This is a genomic window from Promicromonospora umidemergens (assembly GCF_024171995.1).
GTDB classification, from domain to species: Bacteria; Actinomycetota; Actinomycetes; order Actinomycetales; family Cellulomonadaceae; genus Promicromonospora; species Promicromonospora umidemergens.
This window is the reverse complement of sequence record NZ_JAMTCT010000007.1, coordinates 68,366-92,869: the sequence shown is the minus strand read 5'-3', so window position 1 is coordinate 92,869 and position 24,504 is coordinate 68,366. Positions and strand designations below refer to the sequence as shown.

Here is a 24,504-nt window from a genome sequence, read left to right as displayed (position 1 = left end):
ACAGCGATGACTACACACCCAGAACACCCGGACGGCGGGCGGGATGGCGCGTCGCGCCGCGCCTTCCTGGCCGGTTCCTCCCTGGCGCTGCTCGCCGGGACCGTCGGCGGCACGGTGGCGGCACAGTCCGCGTTCGCCGCGCCGGTGAGCCCGCACGGCGGCTTGGCCGGCCGCGCGGCCGACGGCACGGCGAGGGCCCTCGCCTCCGCCCACCCCGGCATGCAGCACACGGCGGCGCAGCTCTCAGCGGCTGCCGACCACGTCGCGGCGGGCGCCCAGCCGTGGACGGCCGGGTGGGACCGGCTGGTCGCGAACGGCCGGTCCGCGGCGACGTGGCAGCCCCGCCCGCTGGCGGACGTGATCCGCGGCGGGGACGGGCAGAACTACGCGCAGATGTTTCCCGACATCCACACGGCCTACCAGAACGCGCTGCGCTGGCACGTGTCCGGCGACGAGGCGCACGGCGCCGCCGCAGCGCGCATCCTCAACGCCTGGTCCGCCACCATGCGGTCGCTGGGCGGCAACGCGGACCGGTTCCTGGCCGCCGGCATCTACGGGTACCAGTGGGCCAACGCGGCCGAGCTCGTCCGGGACCGGTCGGACTTCGACCGCGGACGGTTCGCGGACCTGCTGCTCGGCATCTTCCACCCGATGAACGAGCAGTTCCTGACCCACCACAACGACGCGGTGATCACCAACTACTGGGCCAACTGGGACCTGTGCAACATGGCCTCGGTCCTGGCGATCGGGATTCTCGCGGACCGGCAGGACCTGGTGGGGCGCGCCGTCGACTACTTCGAGGGCGGGGCGGGGAACGGCTCGATCGGGCACGCGGTGCCCTTCCTCTACAGCGACGACGGCGGCCTCGGGCAGTGGCAGGAGTCGGGGCGCGACCAGGCGCACACGATCATGGGCATCGGTCTCATGGGCGCGTTCTGCGAGATGGCCTGGAACCAGGGCATCGACTGCTACGGGTACGACGACAACCGGTTCCTCAAGGGCGCGCAGTACGTCGCGAAGTACAACCTGGGGCACGCCGTGCCGTTCACCGAGTACACCTGGCAGTCCGGCCCCGTCACGTCGCCGCGGTGGAACACCCAGACCGTGATCAGCGCGGCGTCCCGGGGCCAGGCACGGCCGGTGTGGGCCATGGTCCTCGCGCACTACTCCGGGCGGAAGGGCCTGGAGGCGGGCTGGGTGCGGCAGATCGCCGAGACCGTCCGCCCAGAGGGCGGTGGCGGCGACTACGGCACGACGTCGGGCGGGTACGACCAGCTCGGGTTCGGTACGCTCATGTACTGACCCGCACCCCGGGACGGCCCGTCGTCACCGGGGCTCCGACGCCAGCGCGACCAGCCGCTCCGCCTTGAGCTCGGTCTCGTGCCACTCGGCGGCCGGGTCGGAGCCCCAGGTGATGCCTGCACCGGTGCCGAACCGGAGCACCCCGTCGGCCCACCAGAACGTGCGGATGCCGACGGCGAGGGAGGCCTCGCCGTCGGCCACCCAGCCCACGGCGCCGCAGTACGGGCCGCGTGGCACGGGTTCCAGCTCGCCGATGATCCGCAGCGCGCTCGACTTCGGCGCGCCCGAGACCGAGCCCGGTGGGAAGGTGCCGTCCAGCAGCCGGCGCCACAGCGCGCCGGAGCTGGCGACGTCGTCGGACAGGGTCCCGCGGACACGCGAGACGAGGTGCACCAGGCCGGGGTGTTCCTCGACCGCCAGCAGGGACGTGACCTCGACCGTGCCCGGACGGCAGACGGTCTGCAGGTCGTTGCGCACGAGATCGGTGATCATCACGTTCTCCGCGCGGTCCTTCTCGGTGAGCCCGTCGGGTGTGCGGGCGGTGCCCTTGATCGGGCCGGACTCCACGACAGTCCCGGTTCCCGGCTCGTCCCGCACGGACAGGTAGAGCTCGGGGGAGGCGCTCACCACCCACACGGGGTCCAGGCCTGTGGCGGCGGGCACGTGGACGGCCGCTGCGTGCGGGGCAGGGTTGCCTGCGGCGAGCCGGGCGGCGAGCGCCCGCGCGTCGGGCTCGGCGCCGGGCGGGCCCATGAGCGGGGCCGACAGCACCCTGCACACGTTGGCCTGGTAGACGTCGCCCTCGCGCACGTGCTCGCGGACCTGTCCGACGGCGGCCTCGTAGGTGGCCCGGTCCATGGAGGAGGTCCAGGCGTCGTGCGGCGGACCGTGCCAGGTGGTGGCGGGCGGGGTGGTGGCGGGCGGGGCTCCGGCGTCGTGCACGTGGGCGAAGCGCCACGCTCGGGCCCGCCCTCCGGAAGGGGTCCCTGAGCCGGCCTCGAAGTCGGCGACGACGAACCATGTCCCCGTCGCCAGCCGCTCGGGCTCGGCCAGGACGTCGATGCCCTCGACGGCGTCGGTCGCGACGCGCCCTGCGAAGCTCGCCCAGCCGGTGTTCCCGGTCACGTCGGATCGAGAAGTGGCGGAGACCGGGTGGGACGGAACCGGCGGAATCGTGCGGTTTGCGGGCGGATGGGCCGGGCTGGGGGACACGGGACAACCGTACGGCGGCGCGCGCGATTGGACGGTTCGCCCTCCGGTCGATTAATGTTCATCACGCCGGAGCACCGGGGGAAACCCCAGGATGCCCGGCTTCGCGGATGTAGCTCAGTGGTAGAGCATCACCTTGCCAAGGTGAGGGTCGCGGGTTCAAGTCCCGTCATCCGCTCGGAACGCCGCTCTCGTAGATCTTCGGCTGATGAGAGCACCCAGGGTTGTAGGTTCGACCGGGCGGTGGGTTGGCCGAGTGGCGAGGCAGCGGCCTGCAAAGCCGTATACACGGGTTCGAATCCCGTACCCACCTCGCAATGCAGCATGGGCGATTGGCGCAGCGGTAGCGCGCTTCCCTGACACGGAAGAGGTCACTGGTTCGATCCCAGTATCGCCCACCAGCACGGCAAGGCCCCCTGACCAGCGGAAGCGCTGTCCAGGGGGCCTTTTCGCGCGGTGCGGGGGACCGATCGCTCGACGAGACCTCATCGGCGCTGGATGCTCAGGGTTCTTTCCCTGCCGGAACGAGGGTTGCCCCTGATGTGCCCGGTACGGGCCGATCGCTAGGTTCGCCGTATCGCGAGCGGGACCTCCTGCTGGCACAGCCCTGGAGCGGGGGAGATTCGGGTGAGCTTGCAGAACTCCCTTCGGCTTCGGTACGCCCGCAACGACCTGATCAAGAACAAGGGCGTCAACATCGCCCTTGCTGTGGTCCTGGTCCTCAGTGCCTTCCTGATGGGCACAGGGGCCATGGTCCGTCGACGAGCGGTCCGGGCTGCTACGACCGCGGCGTCACGGCCCACGAACCGTTCGTGGTGATGGCGAGCACCCCGGGCAGCGAGACGTCGTAGGAGTCGGTGAAGGCCACGCTGTCCCCGAACATCTGTGAATCGCCCGAGACGCCGAAGTAGCGGCCGGCGAACATGTCGTCGGGCCCCGCGGGAGTGAACTCCACGTCGATGCTGGACGCCGTGTCGCCGAGCGCCAGCACCGTCGACCCTTCCCCGGCCTGCTTGCCGGTCACGGGCGCCAGGTCGTTCCACGACTCGAACCGCAGGCTCCAGGGTCCCTTCGCGACGAGCCAGACGGACTGCTCAGGATCGGTCCCCGTGAACACGTCCATCAGGTACGAGCCCGTCAGGACACCGTCGGCCGCACCGAACGGTGTGCCTCGCTCGGGACCGGTGAGGATCGTCGCGCCTGAGCAGCCGGAGCAGTCGAGGTGGACGACGACGGCGAACTCGCCGTCCCGCTCGAAGGTGACCTCGGCGTTCCCCCGGCCCTCCGCCACCGCGGGTACGCCCGGCGCCACCGTGCCGGCTGCCACCGAGCGGGCGGGCGCCGCGGTCGGGCGCGGGTCGGGGGTGGGCTCGGCCTCCGCAGTGGGCGCCTCCTTCCTCGGTGTCGCCGACGTCGTGGTCTCGGTGGCAGCGGGCGTCGAGGCCCCGGACGGCGTAGCGGTCCGGCCTGACGGAGACCCCGCATCTGCGAGGTCTCCGTCTCCGGCACAAGCGGTCAGGGCCAATGCGATCAGCATGGTGGCAGCGACGGCGGTGGCGGCCGACCGCGGTCGGCCGTGGAGTGTGGTCACGGGCGCCAGACTGTCACGCGGCGCCCGGCTACTGCGTCGTGTAGTGCTCGATGCTCATCACCAGGATGACGCGGTCCGGGCTGTCCGACGGCGGCTGCTGGTCGGGGTTGCCGTAGCGCTTGCCCAGGTGGACGTAGTACGCCCCGGTCGGGTCCGGGATCGCCTCGATCAGCGTGCCGCGCACCTCGAGGTAGTTGAACGGGTTCTCGTCGTTGAGGATCGCGAGGCTCATCGAGGGGTTGTGCTGCAGGTTGCGGAACTTGGCGCGCTTGGCGGAGTGGGTGAAGCGCAGCGTCTCGCCGTCGTAGTCGAACCACATCGGGTTGACCTGGACGGTGTCGTCCGGCCGGATCGTGCCGAGGAACGCGTAGTTCGGCGCCTCGAGGAGCGGGATGAGGTGGGCGGGGATGACATCGGTCGCACTCATACCGCTGAACATAGCCGGGTGCGGCCCCCGGGGACGCGTCGCAGGTGGCGCCGCCATTTTCGATTGGACCGGCACGCCACTTGTGAACTACTCTTCCGGAGTTCCACCATGGGAACCCGAAGGGGTTTTAGTTGGTGGTTACGCGGATGTAGCTCAGTGGTAGAGCATCACCTTGCCAAGGTGAGGGTCGCGGGTTCAAGTCCCGTCATCCGCTCGAACCCGCATTTTGTGGGGAGCACGGTGGGTTGGCCGAGAGGCGAGGCAGCGGCCTGCAAAGCCGTACACACGGGTTCGAATCCCGTACCCACCTCGGGCGATTGGCGCAGCGGTAGCGCGCTTCCCTGACACGGAAGAGGTCACTGGTTCGATCCCAGTATCGCCCACCAGCACGGCAAGGCCCTCTGGCCAGCGGAAACGCAGGTCAGAGGGTCTTTTGCCTTTCGGGCTGCCGACCTTCAAAGGACCTCCATCTGGGGCTGGGGGACGCCGAGCTCGTCGGCGAGCCGGGCGAATCGGTCCCACTCGGACTGATCCGCGGTCCGCACCTCGTACCGGACGGTCCCCGGCATCCCGGTGATCACGACCTGCACGTGCCGAGCCCCGGCGTCGGCCAGGGAGAACGCGTCCACGACATCCTCGGCCGTCACCGGCTCCGCCCAGACCACGTAGACCCGCTCGACGCCATCGGCGTCCTCACCGACGAGGTGCACGGAGGCGTCGCGGTTCGGCCGGAGTGGGCCGTCCGCCCGGACGACCACCTCGCCGGCCTCCTCGGGCGACAACCCCGGGTCCAGGTGGACGGTCGTGACAGACCAGGTCGCGCGCTCATCATGCACGGTCGGCGACTTGTCGTGCCGATCGACCTGCGCCGAGGCGACGCCCTCCACCTGCGCCAGGCGCCACGCCGCCAGGCGCACCGCCGGCGGTGCTGCCCACGGTTGCCACACGAGCATCCCTCCGATCGCGACGACCAGCACGACGAGGACCAGCGCACGAGGACGAGTCACGGCGACGATCGTGCCGGTCGGTGGGCATCCATGTCCACCATGAGCTCCCAGGTGTCCTCTGAGGCGAGCCGGCCGCCGCGTCGTTCACGCGAGCGAGCCGCCGCACCACCCGGTGTGGGCGAAGTGATCAATACCGAACAATATCTTGGTGCATTCGGTCATTACGGATACCGTTGCGCTCGCTAGGTGGGCTTAAACAAACAAAAACGAACATCGACGCCGATGGTCATGAGTGCAGCTCAAGGGAGACCTGCACCGCACCCGCCGCGAGCCCGACCGGCCCGCGGGCGGCCCGCGACTGCCCGTGCGGCGTCGACGAGTACTTCAACGAGGAAGGGAAACACCATGAGACTCAGACGCGTGTCATCAGCGACCATCGCGGGAATCCTCGCGTGTGGCGTCGTCGGATCGTCGCTCGCCGTGGCGGGAACGGCGACGTCGGCCGCAGGGGCACCCCGCGCCGGCACCGAGATCGCTGTAGCGGCCGAGGTCACCGAGATCACCGAGATCACCGTCGACGGTGACGACATCGCCGCCGACAACGTCAACGGCCTGACGTTCAAGGGCTTCGGCGTGCTCAGCGCCAACAGCACCAGCGCCCTCCTGATGGACTACAAGTCCGAGCAGCCCGAGAAGTACGCGGAGCTGCTGCAGGTCCTGTTCGGCGGCAAGCACCCGATCATGCACCACGTCAAGATCGAGATGGGCGACGACCGCAACAACTCGACCGGCTCCGACGTCGCGACGATGCGCACGCAGGACGAGCCGGCCAACGTGCGCAGGCACCCGGGCTTCCAGCTCGCCGCGGACGCCAAGAAGGTCAACCCTGATCTCAAGGTCTCGATCCTGCGCTGGAACGCCGTGCCCTGGGCGGACACGAACGACAAGATCTACGACTGGTACAAGAACACGATCCTCGCCGCGTACCGCGACTACGGGTACATGGTCGACTACGTCAACCCGGGCGTGAACGAGCACAGCGCCGACCTGGAATGGACCAGGGAGTATGCCGAGCGCGTCCGCACCGACGACACGGGGTACGTGAGCGACGACCCCCGGCTCGCGGGCTTCCGCAGGGGAGAGGCGAGGCTCTTCCACCAGATCGAGGTGGTCATCTCGGACGAGGTCGGCACAGGCACCTTCGGTGACGAGATGGTCGCCGACGCCTCGCTGCGCGACGCCGTGGGCGCCGCCGGGTTCCACTACAACACGAACGACGACGCGGCAGGGAACTTCAAGCGCCTGGCCGACGAGCTCGACGAGCAGATCTGGAACAGCGAGGCGCAGGCCACGTTCAGCAGCTCGTCGTTCCGGCCGAACAACAACACCGCAGACCCGACCGTCGAGGGCACCGGCCTCGGCGGGACCGGGAGCTCCCTGGAGATGGCGAACACCGTCGTCAAGGGCTTCGCGAACTCCCGGCGCACGCACTTCATCTACCAGCCCGCGATCGGCTCGTTCTACGAGGGCGGGCAGTACTCGTACAAGGAGCTCGTGGGCGCTCGCGACCCGTGGTCGGGATGGATCCACTACGACGCAGGGCTGGTGGCGCTGCAGCACTTCTCGAACTTCGCCGTGACCGGCTGGGAGGACTCCCGCAACCGGTCCGGGATCTGGCGTGCGGTGCCTGCGGCGTCGGGCACCACGGCGACCGGCACCAACCCGGTGAACGGGCGCGACGGCGGCCCGAACTACCTGACCCTCGCGGCGCCGGACCGCTCGGACTTCTCGACGGTCCTCGTCAACGACTCCGAGACGCCGCGGACCTACCGGATCACCCCGGAGGACCTGCACCTCGGCCGCAAGCCCTCGCTGGCAGTGTGGGAGACCCGTGCCGCTGAGGACGGCGAGGCCTTCGACGCGCGGTACAAGCAGCACGTCGGTGATCTCTCCGCGGATGCCGAGGGCGCCTACAGCGTCACCGTGCAGCCGTACTCCATCACCACCGTGACCTCGCTCGACGTCAGCCGGGACAAGGCATGGACGACGCCGCTGCCCGTCGAGGGCGAGCGCACGGTGCTCGACGCCGGAGCGGCCGGCGACGCCGCGAAGAACGTGCTGTGGTCCGACGACTTCGACTACACGGACAAGAAGGTGCGCACGATCCGCAAGGGCGGCGGGCTCCTCGGCAGGACCGAGGACTTCGTCGACTCCCGCGGTGGGGACACCGGCGCGATCCCGCTGTACACGTGGGACCGCAACGGCTCCTTCGAGGCGTATCTGGCCGACGACGGCGAGCGGGTCCTGCGCCAGCAGGTCGACCGCGCGGGCACCGGCGTCGGCGGCGCGTGGAACAACGGTGAGCCGATCACCGCCGTCGGCGACCGGCGCTGGAGCAACTACCGTGCCACCGTCGACGTCCGCTTCGAGCGCGGCCAAGGAGCGGACAACTACGCCGCCCTCGGAGCCCGCTCCAGCGGCGGTGGCACCTCCCACAGCCTGCGCGGCACGCCCTACGCGCTGAGGCTGGGCGCCGACGGTGGCTGGCGGCTCGACCGCCTGGGAACCGCCGTCGAGAGCGGCTCCGTCGCGACCGACAGCTGGGATGCCGCCGCGTGGCACGAGCTGTCCGTGCAGGTGGCGGGCGACCGGGTCACGGGCTGGGTCGACGGCGAGCAGGTGTTCGACTGGACCGACGACGCACCGATCCTGTCCGGCTGGGTCGACCTCGCGAGCGGGTTCCACTGGACACATTTCGACAACTTGCGCGTCGAGCGCGTGGCCTCCGAGGTGCCGTACTACGGCGAGTACCTCGACGGTCACGAGATGACCGACCTCGCCGACCCGGCGGCGACCAAGCTCGTCTACGACGGCGAGTGGGCGCACGCCAACGGCAAGGGCATGTTCGAGTACGGCCGCACGTCGTCCATCAGCCAGGGCTCCGACGCCTCCGTGAGCTACACGTTCACCGGCTCCGGGTTGGACGTGCTGGGGCCGAACGACGGGTCCGCACGCCTCGACGTGACGGTGGACGGCGAGCCGGTCGCGGTCAACGCCCGCACCCGCGCGTCCGGTCAGTACCAGCAGGCGTTCGAGCTGCGGGGCCTCGGCTGGGGCGAGCACACGGTGACCCTCACGGTCGCCTCAGGCACCCTGAACGTCGACGCCGTCGGCGTCGTCTCGGCCCCGGCGTCGCAGCCGGCCGACGACGGGTCGCTCCGCCGCGCTCTGGAAGCGGCAGAGGGGATCGAGCGCACCGACGACTTCACCGACCTGGACTGGGCGGTCCTGCAGAACGGGATCTCGGCCGCTCGGGCTGCTCTCACCGACCCGACGGCCTACCGGCTCGACGGCCAGGGGGCAGGCCAGCTGGTGTCCCGGCTCGAGACGGCGTCCGCGCCTGTCGTGAACCGGATCGTCAGCCTCGAGGAGCCCCGGGTCGCGACCTACGTCGGCGAGGAGCCGTCCCTGCCGGACGCGCTCACCGCCGAGCTCACCGACGGCAGCACGCGCGAGGTGCCGGTCGACTGGGCCGTCGAGGAGGGCGCGTTCGACGAGGCGTGGGCGTCCGCGGAGATCCGGGGCTCGTACGGCCCGGTGACCGCGACCGTGCACGTCGAGGTGGTGCCGCGCGGAACCGTCGCCTTCGGTGACGTCAACGCCACCAGCGGCAGCACGCTGGGGTACGACTCGCCGGCCTACGGCGCGATCGACGGTCTCGTCGGTGGTGCGCTCGTGAACGAGGTGCCCGACCAGGTGCGCACGGACGGCTCGACCTGGGGACACTGGGCGCAGGCGGCATCGGGCAACCGGTCCATCGAGTACAAGGGCGTCACCGCCGGCGAGTACGACAAGACGACGACCACTGGCATGTACACCGCGAACCAGGTGGGTGCCGAGGTGTCGTACACCTTCACGCTCCCCGCGGGCTCGTACACGCTCGTGGCCGGCTCCCACTCGTGGTGGCCGGGTAGCAGCAGGAGCGCGGACGTCCTGCTCGACCACGACGGCGAGAGCCGCGCGGTCGGCTCGGTCACGCTGGACTCGGGCAACCCGAGCGAGGTGCTGAGCCACGACGTCGAGCTCGCGGAGCCGGGTCCGGTGACGATCCGGCTCAGGGCGACGAACAACCAGTCGCCCATGCTGTCGTGGGCGGCGGCCGTCGCGAGGTGACGAGCCGAACGTCGTCAGGATCCGCTGACTGACGTTCAGCAGGCTGGAGGTGGCTGGAACCCCCGGGGGTTACGGTCGCCTCCGGCCTGCTGAACCGAGGTCAACGGCCCGGTCGGCTCAGCCGGCCAGCCGGGTGCGTAGGGCGCGGACGTGGCCAGGGGTGAGGCCGCCGCGGGTGAGGTACGCCTCGACCGAACCGTGCCGCGCGCGCAGGTGCTCCAGCGCCTCGATGATGACGTGCCGGGTCGGCGGGATCTCGCGTCCGACGGGGATCTCGCGGTCCTCGGGGAGCTCGGCGTAGCGCGGCGCCAGCCGTTCGTTGGTGAGCTCGTAGTCGTCGGCGAGGGCGTCGACGTCGGCCCCGACGATGCTGAGCGCGAGCGCCACCACCAGGCCCGTGCGGTCCTTGCCCGCGACGCAGTGCACGAGCACCGGACCTTCCGGAGCGTCCGCGAGAGCCGCCACGGCGCGCGCGAACAGGTCGGGGCGTCGGTCGAGCAACCCCGTGTACAGGTGGACCCACGGACCCTCCTCCGGGTCGTCGGTCTCCTGGACGGGGAGGCTCAGGTAGCCGGGGTGGCCCGCCAGCAGGCTCGGCCACTCCTCGTTCTCCCGCGGGCGGCGCAGGTCGATGATCCGCGCCAGGCGGAAGGCCGTTGCGGCGGCGACGCCGTCGTCGGTCAGGAAGCTGGAGGAGTCGGAGCGGACGAGGGCACGTTCACGTACCGTGCCGCCGCCCGTGAGCGGGAGTCCGCCCAGGTCACGCACGTTGAGACAGCCGGGCCAGTCGAGGTGGAGCGGTGTGTAATCCGTCACGCCGGGAGGTTAGCGCTCCGGCGCGGCGTCGTGCAGGGGAATCTTGCCCTTGCGCATCTCGACGGCGATCTGCTCGGCGTCCAGCAGGTCGAGGGCGATCCCGAGCTGGGCGGAGTCGTAGGTGCCGGTCGCGCGCGCGGCGAGCAGCTCGTCGCGCTGGGCGGCGATGGCCGCCAGCCGCAGCTCGCGGTACTGGATGAAGCGCTCCTTGGTGAGGACCGCGTCCTCGTCCTGCGACTCGTGCTCCCGGAACATGTCCTTGCGTACCCGGATCACCACGCCCTCGTCGTAGGGCGTGCCGTCGGGGCGGTGGGGGCGGGCGAGGAAGGCGCGGGCAGCCTGCTCGGTCTCGCGGCGCAGGGCCGGCAGGTCGTCGGCGGTGTCCTGCCCCACCAGACCGAGCCGTCGGGTCACCCACGGCAGGGTGCTGCCCTGGAGCAGGAGCGTGCCGAACGCGACGCCGAACGCCACCAGGATCAGGAACGACCGGTCGGGGGTGTCAGCGGGCAGGGTCTGCGCGGCGGCGAGCGTGACCACGCCGCGCATGCCCGCCCACACCAGCAGGGTGCCCTCCCGCCAGCCGAGCGGCCTGGCGAGGTCGTAGTCGATGTCGGCGGTGCGGCGCCGCAGGAGGCCTCGGATCCGCTCCTGGCGGGCGGCGGGGGAGCGGCGTCCGTCGCCGTCGGCAGGCTCGCCCGTACGGGCGGGCGCCGCGGCGGCCCGCTGGTCCAGCCGGTCCTGGATGCCGGTGAGGGTCTCGCGCACGGCCTCGCCGCGCCGCGCCCTGCGGGCCTGGATGCCGATCAGCGGCGTGACGAACGCCGCGCGCACCACCAGCACGGCGGCGCCCGCGACAGCGGCCACGGCGGCGGCCAGCCAGAGCGAGATGCTGCCGCGCTCCGCGTCCTCGATCAGGTCGAACAGCTGGATCCCCATCGCGAGGAAGACCGCGCCCTCGAGCAGCAGCTCGACGGTGTGCCAGTTGGACCGTTCGGCGATGCGGTCCTGTGGCCGCAGGTGCCTGGCCGAGCCGTTGCCGGTCACCAGGCCCGCCGCCACGACGGCGACCAGGCCCGACGCGCCCAGCTCCTCCGCCGGGAGGTACGCGGCGAACGGGACGACGAACGACATGGCGGTGCTCAGGGCGGCGTGCTGCAGGCGTCTGCGGACCCGCAGCCCCACCCAGCCGACGGCCACGCCGATCACGACGGCAAGGCCCGCGGCGTACGCGAAGTCACCGACCACCTCCCACAGGCTGACCGACGCCGCCGTCGCCGCGATCGCCGAGCGGAGCAGCACCAGCGCGGACGCGTCGTTGAGCAGGGACTCGCCCTCGAGCATCGTGACGCTGCGCGGGGAAGCCCCGAGCCGCTTCACGATCGAGGTCGCCACGGCGTCGGTCGGGCTCACTATCGCGCCGAGGGCGATCGCGGTGGCCAGGTCGATCCCGGGGATGAGCAGCCGGAACAGCAGCCCCAGCAGCACGGAGCTGATCACGACGAGCGTGATGGACAGGCCGCCGATGGCCGTGAAGTCGCGCCGGAAGTCCATCGACGGCAGGCCGACCGCCGCCGAGTACAGGAGCGGGGGCAGCACACCGCCGAGGATCAGCTCTGGCGGCACCTCGATCGCCGGCACCCACGGCAGGAGGCTCACGCCGGCGCCGAGCACGACCAGCACGAGGGGCGAGGCGACCCCGGCCCGGGGTGCGAGCGCGGTGACCGCGATGATGAGAGCCGCAGCCGCGACGGCGATGGTCAGGTACTCGACGGACTCCACGGCCTGACGGTACGAGACGTCGAGTGCCTTCGCCGAGCATCGTGCTACGGATCACTCGTCCGAGCCGGCGCCGCTCGTCCTGGGAGGTGCGGAGATTCCTTCCCACCGGCGGCCCTCGTGACCCGTGGGAAGCCTCGGCCCCCCGCGCCGCGTCGGCCCTGCCGCGCGCTCCTCTTCGGGTGCGCGTAGGTTCGAATGGGCGGCGGGGCCCCGTCGCACGCAGGGGGTGCACCATTCGTGTGCCTGTGTCGAAGGGATTTGAACATGGGACTTTTTGACAAGGCCAAGGAGTTCGCGTCCGACCCGGACAACGTCGCGAAGGCGAAGGAGCACATGACCGACGAGAACGTCGGCTCTGCCACCGACAAGCTCAAGCAGTTCGCACCCGACCAGGCGGACGGCGCCATCGACTCGCTGGGCGAGCGGGCCACCGCGTGGGGCGGCGGCGAGGAGTCGGGACAGGAGTCGGGACAGGAGCCGGCGCAGCAGCGTGAGGCCCAGCCGCAGGCAGCGGAGCGTCAGGACAGCCCGCAGCAGGAGCGCGAGGGTGGCCGCGGTGAGGGCCGTGAGGGCGGCGAGGGCCGCGGCGAGGGCCGCCACGGCGGCCGTGACGACGACGGCCCGGGCCGCCACGGTGGCGGCGGCCGCGACTGACGGTCGGTACGATCGAGGGGCACTGTCGGCGACGACGGTGCCCCTCGATCAGTTTCCGTGACCATCCCATAGGAGCACCGTCGTGTCCGACGTCGCATCGCCGCCCAGCCCCACCGCACTCCCTTCGGCTGACACCACCACGGAGGCGACGAAGACCACGGCCACGACCAGCGGCGTCGAGCTGTACGCCGAGCGCCGCGACGTCGTCGTGGTGCGGGTGGACGGCGAGCTGTGGGACCTCGACCGGGAGATCCCGGCCGGCCACGTGGTCGAGCCGGTGACCATCGGCGAGCCGGACGGCCTCGCGGTGCTGCGGCACAGCGCGGCGCACGTGCTGGCGCAGGCGGTGCAGCAGGTCAACCCGGACGCGAAGCTGGGCATCGGCCCGCCCGTGACCGACGGCTTCTACTACGACTTCGACGTCGAGACGCCGTTCACCCCTGAGGACCTCAAGGCGCTCGACAAGATCATGGGCCGCATCATCAAGGAGGGCCAGACGTTCCGCCGCCGGGTCGTCACGGAGGACGAGGCCCGCGCGGAGCTGGCCGGCGAGCCGTACAAGCTCGAGCTGATCGGCCTCAAGGGGTCCTCGGCGGAGGCGGGCGAGGGGGCCGACGTCGAGGTCGGCGCCGGCGAGCTCACCATCTACGAGAACGTCCGGGGCGCGGGTCGCGAGAGCGAGACGGTGGTCTGGAAGGACCTGTGCCGTGGCCCGCACCTGCCGAGCACCCGCCTGATCGGCAACGGCGTGCAGCTCCAGCGCTCGGCCGCCGCCTACTGGCGCGGCAGCGAGAAGAACCCGATGCTGCAGCGGGTCTACGGCACGGCGTGGCCCTCCAAGGACGAGCTCAAGGCGTACCTGGAGCGGCTGGCCGAGGCCGAGCGCCGCGACCACCGGCGTCTCGGCTCGGAGATGGACCTGTTCAGCTTCCCGGACGAGATCGGCTCGGGCCTGGCGGTGTTCCACCCCAAGGGCGGCGTGATCCGTAACGCCATGGAGGAGTACTCCCGGCAGAAGCACATCGAGGGCGGCTACGAGTTCGTCTACAGCCCGCACATCACCAAGGAGAAGCTGTACCAGGTCTCCGGGCACCTCGACTGGTACGCGGAGGGCATGTACCCCCCGATGCACCTCGACGAGGAGCTCGACGACGACGGCACCGTCCGCAAGCCGGGGCAGAACTACTACCTCAAGCCGATGAACTGCCCGATGCACAACCTGATCTTCGACGCGCGGGGCCGGTCCTACCGTGAGCTGCCGCTGCGGCTGTTCGAGTTCGGCACCGTGTACCGCTACGAGAAGTCCGGAGTGGTGCACGGCCTGACGCGTGCCCGTGGCTTCACGCAGGACGACGCGCACATCTACTGCACGCGCGAGCAGATGAAGGACGAGCTCACCGGCACGCTGAACTTCGTGCTGGACCTCCTCAAGGACTACGGCCTGGAGGACTTCTACCTGGAGCTGTCCACGCGCGACCCGGAGAAGTCGGTGGGTTCGGACGAGGCGTGGGACGAGGCGACGCGGACGCTCGAGGAGGTCGCGACGGCGTCGGGCCTCGACCTGGTGCCGGACCCGGAGGGGGCGGCGTTCTACGGTCCCAAGATCTCCGTGCAGGCGAAGGACGCGATCGGCCGCACCTGGCAGATGTCGACGATCCAGCTCGACTTCAACCTGCCGGAGAAGTTCGACCTGCAGTACACGGCGGACGACGGCTCACGCCAGCGCCCTGTCATGATCCACCGCGCGCTGTTCGGCTCGATCGAGCGGTTCTTCGCCGTGCTGCTGGAGCACTACGCGGGCGCGTTCCCGGCGTGGCTGGCGCCGGTGCAGGTCAAGGCGGTCCCGGTCGCCGACGCGTTCGACGACTACCTGGCCGACGTCGTGACCCGGCTCAAGGCGCAGGGCATCCGCGCCGAGGTGGACTACAGCGACGACCGGTTCGGCAAGAAGATCCGCAACGCCGCCAAGGAGAAGGTGCCCTTCACCCTCATCGCCGGGGGCGAGGACGTCGAGGCCGGCGCCGTGTCGTTCCGGTTCCGTGACGGGACCCAGGAGAACGGCGTCCCGGTGGCCGACGCGATCGAGCGCATCGTGGGTGCGGTCCGCGACCGCGTCCAGGTCTGACGGGTGACTGATGGTCGTCATCGGATGAGCACAGAGCCCGCACCGGAGTCGTCGGCGACCTTCGGCCCACCGGGCGACGGGCTGCAGCGGCTCTGGACGCCGCACCGGATGGTCTACATCGGTGGGCAGGACCGGCCCACCGACTCGACCGTCGAGACCTGCCCGTTCTGCCGCATCCCGGAGGGCGACGACGAGCAGGGCCTCGTCGTCGCCCGCGGGCAGCGGTGCTACGTGGTGCTGAACCTCTACCCGTACAACTCCGGGCACCTGATGGTGCTCCCGTACCGGCACGTCTCGGACTTCACGGACCTGGACGCGGCCGAGACGGTCGAGCTGGCGCAGATGACTCAGCAGGCGATGCGCGTGTCGCGCGCCGTGTACGCGCCGGCAGGCTTCAATCTTGGTATCAACCAGGGGGAGGTGGCGGGCGCGGGCATCGCGGCGCACCTGCACCAGCACGTGGTGCCCCGCTGGCTGGGAGACGCGAACTTCCTGCCCGTGGTGGGCCAGACCAAGGCGTTGCCCGAGCTGTTGGGAGACACCCGCCGCCGACTCGCGGAGGCGTGGGTGACAGCAGGGGGCGGAGAGGAGAACTGATGTTCCGGGGCCTGCGCTCCTTCATGACCACGGTCTTCACACCCCTGGCCCGGCTGCTGCTCGCGCTGCGGGTCTCGCCCGACGCCGTGACCGTCGCCGGCACGGTGGTGGTGACCGCGGTGGCCCTCGCGCTCTTCCCCACAGGGCACACCCTCGTGGGCGGGCTCCTCGTCGGGTTCTTCGTCCTCTTCGACTCGCTCGACGGGGTGATGGCGCGCCAGGCCGGTCGCTCGGGCCCCTGGGGCGCTTTCCTCGACTCGACGCTCGACCGGGTCTCCGACGGCGCGGTGTTCGCCGGGATCACCCTCTGGTTCGTGCTGCACCCCGACGAGCACCACGGCCTGTGGGGCATCGCCGTCGCGCTGGCGTGCCTGGTGCTCGGCAGCGTGGTCCCGTACGCCCGTGCCCGAGGCGAGAGCGTCGGCGCGACCGTGCAGGTGGGCATCGCCGAGCGCGCCGACCGGCTCGTGCTGGCACTGGTCCCGTTCACGTTCCTGCAGGTCGGCCTGCCGGTGATCGTGCTGGAGGTGGTGCTGACGCTGCTGGCGCTCGCGAGCCTCGTGACCGTGGTCCAGCGCATGGCCACCGTACGCACCCAGCTCACACGGCAGTCCGTCGGGCTGCCGCGCGACCCCCGCGACGAACCACGTGAGGGACCGCTGGCCGGGCAGGGAGCCTGATGGACGTCGCGGCGGCGTACACGTTCGCGTGGCGGCACGCCACGAAGATCCCCGAGCCTCTGCTCCGGGGCCTGTTCACGGCGGTGGCCGACGTCACCTGGCTGCGGCACGGCAAGAGCGTGCGCCGCATGGAGGACAACTACGCGCGCGTCCGGCCGGACCTCGACGCCGCCGCCGTCCGCCGGCTGTCCCGAGCCGGCCTGCGCAGCTACATGCGGTACTTCCGCGAGACGTTCACCCTGCAGGGCGTCACCCCGGAAGGGCTGCGGGCGCGCGTGCGCGTCGAGGGCTACGACGAGCACGTGCGGCCCGTCGTCGACGGCGGAGGCGCGGCAGCGCTCGCGCTGGGCCACCTCGGCAACTGGGACCTGGCCGGCGCCTACGGCTCCCAGTACCTGGCGAGCGTGCTCACCGTCGCCGAACGGCTCAAGCCCGACGAGCTGTTCGATGAGTTCGTGCGGTTTCGTGGCTCGCTCGGTATCGAGGTGCTGGCCCTGGGCAACGGCGACGTGCTCGGCTCGCTGATCCGCAGCGCCAAGGAGGGCAGCAGGCTCATCCCGCTGCTCGGCGACCGTGACCTCACCTCGACCGGCATCGAGGTGGACCTCGCGGGGCACCGCGCGCGGGTAGCCGCCGGACCGGCGCTGCTCGGGCTGGAGGCCGGCATCCCCGTGCACCCGGTGAGCATCAACTACGAGCGGCTGCGCGGCGCTCGTCGCCGGTCGGCAGGGACGCCGTGGGGGATCGTGGTCCGGTTCTGCCCGTCCCTGCCCGTGCCCGACGCCGGGCTGCCGCGCGACGAACAGGTCCGCCTCCTCACCCAGGGCTGGGTGGACCAGCTCACCCGGACGATCGTCGAGCACACCCACGACTGGCACATGCTGCAGCGTGTGTTCGTCGCCGATCTCGGGCCCGCCCGTCCGCGCACCACCGGAGGGCGGGGGACCGGATGAGGGTCGTGCGGCGTCGGAGCCACCGCGCGCTGCGCGTCGGCCTCGTCTGCCCCTACTCCTTCGACGCCCCCGGTGGCGTCCAGTTCCACGTGCGCGACCTCGCCGAGGCGCTCCAGGCCGCCGGGCACGAGGTGTCGGTGCTCGCCCCCTCCAGCGAGGACACCGAGCTGCCCGGCGTCGTCACCGCCGCCGGCCGAGCCGTTCCGGTGCCGTACAACGGGTCGGTCGCACGCCTCACCTTCGGTCCGCTGACCGCCACGCGGGTACGCCGCTGGCTGGAGGGCGGCATCGGCGGCCACCCGTTCGACATCGTCCACCTGCACGAACCGATGGTGCCGTCGCTCTCGATGCTCGCGCTGTGGCAGGCCACCGAGCCGGTGGTCGCCACCTTCCACACCTCGCAGGTGCGCTCGCGGGCCCTCCAGGTCGCCTACCCGCTGGTCCGGCAGTCCCTGGAGAAGATCGCCGCCCGCATCGCCGTGTCCGAGGACGCGCGCCGCACCCTGGTGGACCACCTCGGCGGCGACGCCGTGGTGATCCCGAACGGCGTGTACACCCAGGTCTTCGCGAGCAGCCCCCGGCGTCCCGAGTGGACCGGCACCCCCGGCGCGCCCACCATCGCGTTCCTCGGCAGGCTCGACGAACCGCGCAAGGGCCTCGCGGTCCTGCTGCAGGCCGTCCCCACGATCCTCGATCATGTGCCCGGTACGCGGTTCCTCGTGGCCGGGCGCGGGGGAGGCGTCGCCGCCGAGGTCCGCGAGCTCCTCGGGGAGCATGCCTCGTCCGTCGAGTTCCTCGGCGGCGTCACCGACGCCGAGAAGGCCGAGCTGCTGGCCTCCGCCGACCTGTACGTCGCGCCCCAGACCGGCGGAGAGAGCTTCGGCATCGTGCTCGTCGAGGCCATGAGCGCGGGATCCGTCGTGGTGGCCAGCGACCTGGGGGCCTTCCAGCGTGTCCTGGACGACGGCGCCGCCGGCGCCCTGTTCCACAACGGCGACCCCGCCCACCTCGCCACGACGGTCCTGACCCTGCTGGCCGACTCCGCGCGCAGGGACTCCTACCAGGCCCACGCCGCCGACTGGGTCCAACGGTTCGACTGGTCCGGCGTGACCGAACAGGTGCTCGCCGTGTACGACATGACGCTCGCGGCCGACCACGCGATCGGCGGCGACGTCGTCCGGCGCGTCATGGGGCTGTTCCCACGCCAGGTCGGCGGCGACCCATGACCTGGTCCGAGATGGCGCTGGTCGTGCTCGGGGCGCTCGCGGTCGGCCTGCTGCTCGCCTGGCGGGGCGCATACCGCGTGGACCGGCTGCACCGCAAGGTCGCCGCGTCCCGCATAGCGCTCGACGCGCAGCTCGTGCGGCGGGCGTCGTCGGCGGTCGAGCTCGCGGCGTCGGGCACGCTGGACCCCGCGAGCGCCGTGCTGGTGGCGGACGCCGCGTACACGGCGTCGGACGCCGGGCCGGTGACCTCGCCGGCAGCGGCGCTGAAGATGGACGGGCTGGGGCCGGCCCGGGAGCGGGCCGAGTCGGGGCTCACGGCGACGCTGCGGGAGGCGATGGGTGGGCCGGAGGCGGTCCGGGCTCTGCTGGAGGGACCTGCCGGCGAGGTCGTGACGGGGCTTGCCGACGCCTGGTACCGGGCGACGCTGGCCCGTCGCTTCCACAACGAGGCGGTCGCGCAGGCCCGGCGGGTGCGCAGGCTCTGGTACGTGCGGTTGTTCTGGCTGGCGGGGCGCACGCCGATGCCACGGACGGTGGAGCTGGACGACGCGCTGCCGCACGCCCTGGAGCCCAGTGGCGGGTGACCGGTCCGCCGGAGCATGACCGGTCCGCGGGCAGCGGGCGGGGCCCGCCGGAGCCGGACGATAGGATCGGGGTAGGGCGCCGACCGCGCCCGGAACGACCGGCGTCGATCCCATCGGCGAGAACTTTGCGAGGTAACCGTGACTGAATCCGTGACCGGCGAGAACACCGTGGGTACGGCTGGCACCGCGCGCGTGAAGCGCGGTATGGCCGAGATGCTCAAGGGCGGCGTCATCATGGACGTCGTCACCCCCGACCAGGCGAAGATCGCCGAGGACGCGGGTGCGGTGGCCGTCATGGCGCTGGAGCGGGTGCCTGCGGACATCCGTGCGCAGGGCGGCGTGTCGCGCATGAGCGACCCCGACATGGTCGACGGCATCATCGAGGCCGTCTCCATCCCGGTGATGGCGAAGGCGCGCATCGGGCACTTCGTCGAGGCGCAGGTGCTGCAGTCGCTCGGCGTCGACTACATCGACGAGTCCGAGGTGCTGACCCCGGCTGACTACACGAACCACATCGAGAAGTGGAACTTCACCGTGCCGTTCGTCTGCGGTGCGACGAACCTTGGTGAGGCGCTGCGCCGCATCACCGAGGGCGCTGCGATGATCCGCTCGAAGGGCGAGGCCGGCACGGGCGACGTGTCGAACGCGACCACGCACATGCGTCAGATCCGCCAGCAGATCCGCCGCCTGACGTCGCTTCCGGAGGACGAGCTGTTCGTCGCCGCCAAGGAGCTGCAGGCGCCGTACGAGCTGGTCAAGGAGATCGCGACCACCGGAAAGCTGCCGGTGGTGCTGTTCACCGCCGGCGGTATCGCCACGCCTGCGGACGCCGCGATGATGATGCAGCTCGGCGCCGAGGGCGTGTTCGTCGGCTCCGGCATCTTCAAGTCGGGCAACCCCGCGCAGCGGGCGAAGGCGATCGTGCAGGCCACGACGTTCTTCGACGACGCGGACGTGATCGCCAAGGTCTCGCGCGGTCTCGGCGAGGCGATGGTCGGCATCAATGTTGAAGAAGAGGCTGCGCCGGTGCGGCTGGCTGAGCGCGGCTGGTGAGCTAGGCCGTCGACGGAGGGGCCCCGCGGACATCGAGTCCGCGGGGCTCTTCTGCTTTCCTGGGCAAGGTGGCCCCTGTGGCCGTGGCTGGGTTGGGTTCAGTAGGCTCGGGCAGAGCCATAACCCGTCCGATAACGGCCGCTCCGATAACGGCCGCCTGGAGCCTGTTGAATCAAGGTCATGTGTCGGCGCCGTTGTCGGAGTATGAGTGGGGCCAGTCCGGGGCAGGAGAGGGGCGCAGCTCATTGCTCTATACCCGTGAAGACGCCCGGCTGATCAGGCGGCTGGTTCGGCCGTTCTACCTGAAGATGTACTTGGTGGAGGCGCCGACCGAAGTCGATCCGGATGCTGCACGCAGGTTCCGGCGCAAGCTGATCAGAGCGGGTAGGCGACCGACTTCCGAGCAGGTGGAATGGCTGCTCCTGAGCGGCGGGTGGCGTGAACAGACCATGGGTGCGTGGTTCGCCCTGGCGGTACCCGCCGACAGAGTTCGCGAGGCAGTCGCCGCCGCGTGGATCGACGCGTCCTCGCATGCTGCAGGTCCCCTTGCAGTTGTCAGCGCGCTGATCACTGGGTCGGACGTCGTCGCGGGAATGCAGTCGTTCGTCGCACGTCGCGATGGCCGTGACGACCTCGGAACTGCGGAGTATGTATCGGCAGCCATCGCCCACCTGGGCGGTCCTCCGCCGTTCGATCCCGATCCCATAGTCGTTGCCTCGTTCCAGGACTCACTGAAGGTTGCTACCGATCTTCAGAGCGACTTCCGAACTGCGCGCCGTTCAGCGTGGCGCGCACCTCTCTGGCGGGGCGGTAGAAAAAGTTATACCGTTGATCCATGAAGACAGCGATCAGCCTCCCGGACCACACGGCGGAGCGCTTCGACCACATCGCGCAGAAGCACGGCATGACGCGTTCGGAGTTCTATCGGCGTGCCGCTGAGCACTACGCCGACGAACTGACCAGTGCAGACCTGACCGAGCAGATCGACGACGCGATCGACGCCATCGGGCAGCCCGGTGACGATACCGCCGAGTTTCGCCGTGCCGCGAACGCGCGCCTGGTCGAGGCTTCGGACGAGTGGTGATCCGGCGCGCAGAGGTGTGCTGGGTCGACTTCGGAGAACCCCGGGGCAGCGCTCCGGCCAAGCGGCGACCTGCCGTCGTCGTACAGTCCGATCAGTACAACAAATCCCGCATCGCGACCGTCGTCGTCCTGCCGATCACCTCGAACACGGCCCTCGCGCGGCATCCTGGCAACGTGTTCCTCCCAGCTTTGGCGTCCGGGCTGCCGAAGGACTCGGTCGTCAACGTGTCCCAGCCGATGACCGTGGACCGCACTGACATCGAACCCACCGGATTCGCGCTTCCTGACAACCTGATGGATGCCGTCGACGCCGGCCTTCGACGAGTGGTGGACCTGTGACGGTCGATCCGCTGGCCGGGCGATGGAGTCTGTCCTTCTGCGCACCCTGATGTGTACGCCTGATGAGGCGTGCCTGGCAGCGCGACCTTTGGGTGTGCGGCAGAACGACCACAAGTCGTGCGGCAAAACGACGGCCTGTACCAATCTTGGACCACGGCATCAATGTCGAAGAAGAGGCTGCGCCGGTGCGGCTGGCGGAGCGCGGCTGGTGACAGGTCGCTCCTGCGACTGACGGAGGGGCCCCGCGGACATCGTGTCTGCGGGGCCCCTCCCGTTTGTCGTGGGGAGATGTTCCTCGTGTTTGGTGGGGTGCGGGTGGACCGACAGACCCGGTTCTGGCGCCTTGGCCTCGTGCACCCCACGTCCACGGGGCGGCGTTGCACTTTCGTCGTCGGGAACCATGTAGGGGCATGAGACAAAGGAAGAGTCTGTGGTGAGGCCAAGGCCGGACGTCGTGTTCAGCGAGGTGTTCCGCGCGGCCTACCCGGACATACTCGCCTTCATACGACGTCGCGTTGATCCCGCGCTGGTGGAAGACCTCGCCGCCGATGTGTTCACCATCGCCTGGGACCGGTGGGAGGACGTGCCACGCGAGGTGCGCCCGTGGCTGTTCGGCGTGGCGCGCAACCTGGTCGCGAACGACCACCGCACCCAGGAACGACGACGCCGTCTGGAGCTGCGCCTCGGTAGTGAGCGAGATCCAGACGCGGACGGCACATCGTTCAATGCCGCGGCACTGGACCTCCGGTTGGCGTGGGCACGGCTGAATGACACCGACCGCGAGGCGATCGCCTTTGTCGCCTGGGACGGACTCACCGGCCGGGAGGCCGCTGCTGTGCTCGGATGCACCCGAGCGGCGTTCTCGGTCCGGCTGACCAGAGCGCGCCGACGGCTCAAGCATCTGCTGGGCGACTCGGTCGATGACCCCGTCCCCGCGATCACCCCGAACCTCACTGTTGCCTTCAAGGGAGAGCTGCCATGAACAACCTCATGAGAGACCGCACGCTCCGCCGGGTCACCGAGGCGAACCCCGTCCCGACCAGCACACTGACCGCGGACGAGAGCGCCCGCGCAGAACTGCTCCTGCAGGACCTCTCAGCAACCTCACGACCTGCTCGCTCGGGAACCTCGAAGCGCTGGGGCACCAAGGCTCGCGCGTTGGTGGGCGGTGGGGTCGCATTGCTGGCCGCCGCTGTCGGTGGTGGTCTCCTGGTCACCGCGCCGGCGTCGGCGGAGCAGATCCTTCTCGAGGCGGCGAGTAACGCTGCCCTGCAGCCGGTGGAGGAGGGACGGTACTGGTACGTCCGGACAGAGGTCGACACTTCCGTCACTGTCCCGTACCAGCGTGAGATCTGGCTCGCCCGCGACGGCGGGGTGCTCCGTGACGAGTTTCTGGCTGCGGAGGCCGCTGAGCTGGACGGCAGCGAGGTCCTCGACCCCGCATTGATCCGGAACCAAGACCTCGGGCAGAACTACACAGACCCGGAAGCAGACGGGACCACAACGTTCGGTGACAACGTGTCAGTGACCTGGGACGAGCTCGAGGAGTTGCCTTCTGACCCCGAGGCGCTCAGCGCACTGCTGACGGAGCGGGTGACGGAGACCTCGCACGGCGACGCCTACGACCTGTGGGACGCCTCTACCGGCCTGTTGCGCGAGAGCCCGGCCAGGCCCGAGCTGCGGCGAGGCCTGTGGGAGGTCATCGCCACGATCCCCGGTGTCACCCTGGACGGCCCGACGACAGACGCCACCGGCCGCGACGGCACTGCCGTGAGCATTGACTTCAGTAGCCAGAACCTGGGCCGCTATGCTCTCGTGCTCGATCCGAGCGACGGCAGGCTGCTGGAGACCCGCTACCTCGACAACGACGGCGCGCTGCTCCACACCGGCACCGTCGTCGAGCAGAGCCCCCGTGACTTTGCTCCCAAGGCGCAGTCTCCGGTCTGCGGGCCGGGATCGGAGCCCGAGCGATCCTGTTGAGAGAGGACATGCCGGTGCTGTTACCTGCTTCGGCGCTAGCGGGCTCGTCTCGGTGACTCGTGAGTGCCCTGTGGACGACGTCCACGGGGCACTCACTCGTCGTGGCGATGCTCCGATCGGGAGCTCTGACTGGATGCACAAGTGCGCGTCAATCTTGGACCACAGCGTCAACGTCGAAGAAGTGGCTGCGCCGGTCCGGCTGGCGGAGCGGCTGGTGACGTCGGGTTTCCCAGCTTCTAACTGGCCCGGAAGCTGAGTGGGACCCCGCAGACCTCGTGTCCGCGGGGTCTCGTCGTCCTCGTCTCTGCTCGACGACAGGCGCCGCCACGCACGGTGCGGACCTACCGCTTCGGTAGGGTCCGGACCGTGGACGAGGGCGGAAGGAATCGAAGGGCTTCACGACCACCGTCCTGCGCTGAGCCGCCAGACCAGGGGCGGCTCGCGATCCCGCTCGAGACCGTTCGGCTTCTGCTTCGTCCCTGGCATGTTTCGGACGCTGTTGCCCACCGTGAGATGTGGGTCGACCGTGACCCACGAGTCCCGGCGCATCGGCGGATCGATGCCGAGGGGCGTCCCACCGTCGAGGACCTTGAGGACCGGATCCGTGACACCCCGCCGCCCGGATCGCTCGGGTTGCTGGTGGTGGAGCGCAAAGGGACCGGTGACGTTCTCGGGTACTGCGGGTTGATCGCGAGCCCGATAGTTCCGGAGGGCGAACCCGAGGTGGCCTATGAACTGCTTCGGCGGGCCCGGGGGCAGGGATACGCCACCGAGGCTGCGCGGGCCGTCCTCGGCTGGGCGCGCGCAACTGGTCACCGCCGAGTGTGGGCCACCGTCCGGGCGTGGAACGACGCCTCGCTGCGCGTCCTGGCGAAGCTCGGGTTCGAGACGACGGATCGTGTCGAACGGGACGCAGTCCACGGGGACTCGCTGTTCTTGACGAAGCAGTTGTGACCGTGGGTCGATTCGGCGGGCGTGCGATGGAG

General features: G+C 70.4%; 22 protein-coding genes and 6 tRNA genes. 22 read left to right on the top strand and 6 right to left on the bottom strand.

All coding sequences use genetic code 11. The annotated features are described in order from the left end of the window. Positions 1 to 6: 6 nt before the first annotated feature. On the top strand, positions 7 to 1,302 hold the full coding sequence (locus APR04_RS13800; RefSeq protein ID WP_253871135.1) for an alginate lyase family protein: 1,296 nt from the start codon (positions 7 to 9) through the stop codon (positions 1,300 to 1,302). 24 nt (positions 1,303 to 1,326) lie between these two features. Here the strand turns inward: APR04_RS13800 and APR04_RS13795 are convergent, their stop codons facing one another. Further along, a complete protein-coding gene (locus APR04_RS13795) occupies positions 1,327 to 2,427 on the bottom strand; it encodes a chorismate-binding protein (protein WP_253871134.1) in 1,101 nt (366 codons plus the stop codon). Between the two features lie 190 nt (positions 2,428 to 2,617). On the opposite strand from APR04_RS13795, the gene APR04_RS13790 reads away from it, so the two are divergent. From APR04_RS13790 to APR04_RS13780, 3 genes are all read left to right on the top strand, one after another. Then, positions 2,618 to 2,689, top strand: a tRNA-Gly gene (locus APR04_RS13790). Between the two features lie 64 nt (positions 2,690 to 2,753). Continuing rightward, positions 2,754 to 2,824 (top strand) — tRNA-Cys (locus APR04_RS13785). 13 nt (positions 2,825 to 2,837) lie between these two features. Further along, positions 2,838 to 2,912, top strand: a tRNA-Val gene (locus APR04_RS13780). Positions 2,913 to 3,289: 377 nt separating this feature from the next. Here the strand turns inward: APR04_RS13780 and APR04_RS13775 are convergent. Continuing rightward, a complete protein-coding gene (locus tag APR04_RS13775) occupies positions 3,290 to 4,102 on the bottom strand; it encodes a hypothetical protein (RefSeq protein WP_253871133.1) in 813 nt (270 codons plus the stop codon). Positions 4,103 to 4,130: 28 nt separating this feature from the next. Next, the gene (locus tag APR04_RS13770; RefSeq protein WP_253871132.1) at positions 4,131 to 4,529 is read right to left on the bottom strand and encodes a PPOX class F420-dependent oxidoreductase; all 399 of its coding nucleotides are present in this window, start codon (positions 4,527 to 4,529) and stop codon (positions 4,131 to 4,133) included. A 142-nt stretch (positions 4,530 to 4,671) separates the two neighbouring features. On the opposite strand from APR04_RS13770, the gene APR04_RS13765 reads away from it, so the two are divergent. From APR04_RS13765 to APR04_RS13755, 3 genes are all read left to right on the top strand, one after another. Beyond that, positions 4,672 to 4,743: transfer RNA gene (locus APR04_RS13765), tRNA-Gly, on the top strand. A gap of 25 nt (positions 4,744 to 4,768) precedes the next feature. After that, positions 4,769 to 4,839: transfer RNA gene (locus APR04_RS13760), tRNA-Cys, on the top strand. 1 nt (position 4,840) lies between these two features. Further along, positions 4,841 to 4,915: transfer RNA gene (locus tag APR04_RS13755), tRNA-Val, on the top strand. Positions 4,916 to 4,984: 69 nt separating this feature from the next. On the opposite strand, the gene APR04_RS13750 is transcribed toward APR04_RS13755, so the two are convergent. After that, positions 4,985 to 5,536, bottom strand: coding sequence for a hypothetical protein (locus tag APR04_RS13750; protein WP_253871131.1), 552 nt, complete (start codon positions 5,534 to 5,536; stop codon positions 4,985 to 4,987). Between the two features lie 360 nt (positions 5,537 to 5,896). Between APR04_RS13750 and APR04_RS13745 the strand changes: the two genes are divergently transcribed. Then, positions 5,897 to 9,649 (top strand): Ig-like domain-containing protein, encoded by a 3,753-nt coding sequence (locus APR04_RS13745; RefSeq protein ID WP_253871130.1) that lies wholly within the window; start codon positions 5,897 to 5,899, stop codon positions 9,647 to 9,649. Positions 9,650 to 9,766: 117 nt separating this feature from the next. Here APR04_RS13745 and APR04_RS13740 read toward each other — a convergent pair whose 3' ends face one another. Next, the gene (locus tag APR04_RS13740) at positions 9,767 to 10,465 is read right to left on the bottom strand and encodes a tyrosine-protein phosphatase (RefSeq protein ID WP_253871129.1); all 699 of its coding nucleotides are present in this window, start codon (positions 10,463 to 10,465) and stop codon (positions 9,767 to 9,769) included. A 9-nt stretch (positions 10,466 to 10,474) separates the two neighbouring features. Beyond that, entirely contained in the window at positions 10,475 to 12,244 is a 1,770-nt protein-coding gene (locus APR04_RS13735) for a cation:proton antiporter (protein ID WP_253871128.1), read from the bottom strand. A 264-nt stretch (positions 12,245 to 12,508) separates the two neighbouring features. On the opposite strand from APR04_RS13735, the gene APR04_RS13730 reads away from it, so the two are divergent. The 14 genes from APR04_RS13730 (at position 12,509) to APR04_RS13665 (ending at position 24,472) form a co-directional block, all read left to right on the top strand. Then, complete coding sequence (locus APR04_RS13730) at positions 12,509 to 12,898, top strand: hypothetical protein (RefSeq protein WP_253871127.1); 390 nt, start codon at positions 12,509 to 12,511, stop codon at positions 12,896 to 12,898. Between the two features lie 82 nt (positions 12,899 to 12,980). Next, complete coding sequence (thrS, locus tag APR04_RS13725; protein WP_253871125.1) at positions 12,981 to 15,023, top strand: threonine--tRNA ligase; 2,043 nt, start codon at positions 12,981 to 12,983, stop codon at positions 15,021 to 15,023. A gap of 24 nt (positions 15,024 to 15,047) precedes the next feature. After that, positions 15,048 to 15,620 (top strand): HIT family protein, encoded by a 573-nt coding sequence (locus tag APR04_RS13720; RefSeq protein WP_253871123.1) that lies wholly within the window; start codon positions 15,048 to 15,050, stop codon positions 15,618 to 15,620. Further along, complete coding sequence (gene pgsA, locus APR04_RS13715) at positions 15,620 to 16,300, top strand: phosphatidylinositol phosphate synthase (protein ID WP_253871121.1); 681 nt, start codon at positions 15,620 to 15,622, stop codon at positions 16,298 to 16,300. Before APR04_RS13720 ends, pgsA begins: the two co-directional genes overlap by 1 nt. Continuing rightward, positions 16,300 to 17,253, top strand: coding sequence for a phosphatidylinositol mannoside acyltransferase (locus APR04_RS13710; protein ID WP_253871120.1), 954 nt, complete (start codon positions 16,300 to 16,302; stop codon positions 17,251 to 17,253). The genes pgsA and APR04_RS13710 overlap by 1 nt, the downstream gene beginning before the upstream one ends. A gap of 29 nt (positions 17,254 to 17,282) precedes the next feature. Further along, a complete protein-coding gene (locus tag APR04_RS13705) occupies positions 17,283 to 18,479 on the top strand; it encodes a glycosyltransferase family 4 protein (RefSeq protein WP_253871335.1) in 1,197 nt (398 codons plus the stop codon). Further along, complete coding sequence (locus APR04_RS13700; protein WP_253871119.1) at positions 18,476 to 19,063, top strand: hypothetical protein; 588 nt, start codon at positions 18,476 to 18,478, stop codon at positions 19,061 to 19,063. Before APR04_RS13705 ends, APR04_RS13700 begins: the two co-directional genes overlap by 4 nt. A 138-nt stretch (positions 19,064 to 19,201) precedes the next feature. Next, positions 19,202 to 20,116, top strand: coding sequence for a pyridoxal 5'-phosphate synthase lyase subunit PdxS (pdxS, locus tag APR04_RS13695; RefSeq protein WP_308292353.1), 915 nt, complete (start codon positions 19,202 to 19,204; stop codon positions 20,114 to 20,116). Positions 20,117 to 20,298: 182 nt separating this feature from the next. Then, positions 20,299 to 20,955 carry a DUF6000 family protein gene (locus tag APR04_RS13690; RefSeq protein WP_253871118.1) on the top strand — a complete coding sequence of 219 codons (657 nt, stop codon included), beginning with the start codon at positions 20,299 to 20,301 and terminating at the stop codon, positions 20,953 to 20,955. Further along, the gene (locus tag APR04_RS13685; protein WP_253871117.1) at positions 20,952 to 21,200 is read left to right on the top strand and encodes a ribbon-helix-helix protein, CopG family; all 249 of its coding nucleotides are present in this window, start codon (positions 20,952 to 20,954) and stop codon (positions 21,198 to 21,200) included. Before APR04_RS13690 ends, APR04_RS13685 begins: the two co-directional genes overlap by 4 nt. Next, on the top strand, positions 21,197 to 21,538 hold the full coding sequence (locus APR04_RS13680; protein WP_308292352.1) for a type II toxin-antitoxin system PemK/MazF family toxin: 342 nt from the start codon (positions 21,197 to 21,199) through the stop codon (positions 21,536 to 21,538). The genes APR04_RS13685 and APR04_RS13680 overlap by 4 nt, the downstream gene beginning before the upstream one ends. Positions 21,539 to 21,968: 430 nt before the next feature. Then, positions 21,969 to 22,520: an RNA polymerase sigma factor gene (locus APR04_RS13675; RefSeq protein WP_253871115.1), complete on the top strand. Its 552-nt coding sequence runs from the start codon at positions 21,969 to 21,971 to the stop codon at positions 22,518 to 22,520. Continuing rightward, positions 22,517 to 23,518 carry a CU044_5270 family protein gene (locus tag APR04_RS13670; RefSeq protein ID WP_253871113.1) on the top strand — a complete coding sequence of 334 codons (1,002 nt, stop codon included), beginning with the start codon at positions 22,517 to 22,519 and terminating at the stop codon, positions 23,516 to 23,518. Before APR04_RS13675 ends, APR04_RS13670 begins: the two co-directional genes overlap by 4 nt. A 366-nt stretch (positions 23,519 to 23,884) precedes the next feature. After that, positions 23,885 to 24,472, top strand: coding sequence for a GNAT family N-acetyltransferase (locus tag APR04_RS13665; RefSeq protein ID WP_253871111.1), 588 nt, complete (start codon positions 23,885 to 23,887; stop codon positions 24,470 to 24,472). The last annotated feature ends 32 nt before the right edge of the window (positions 24,473 to 24,504 follow it).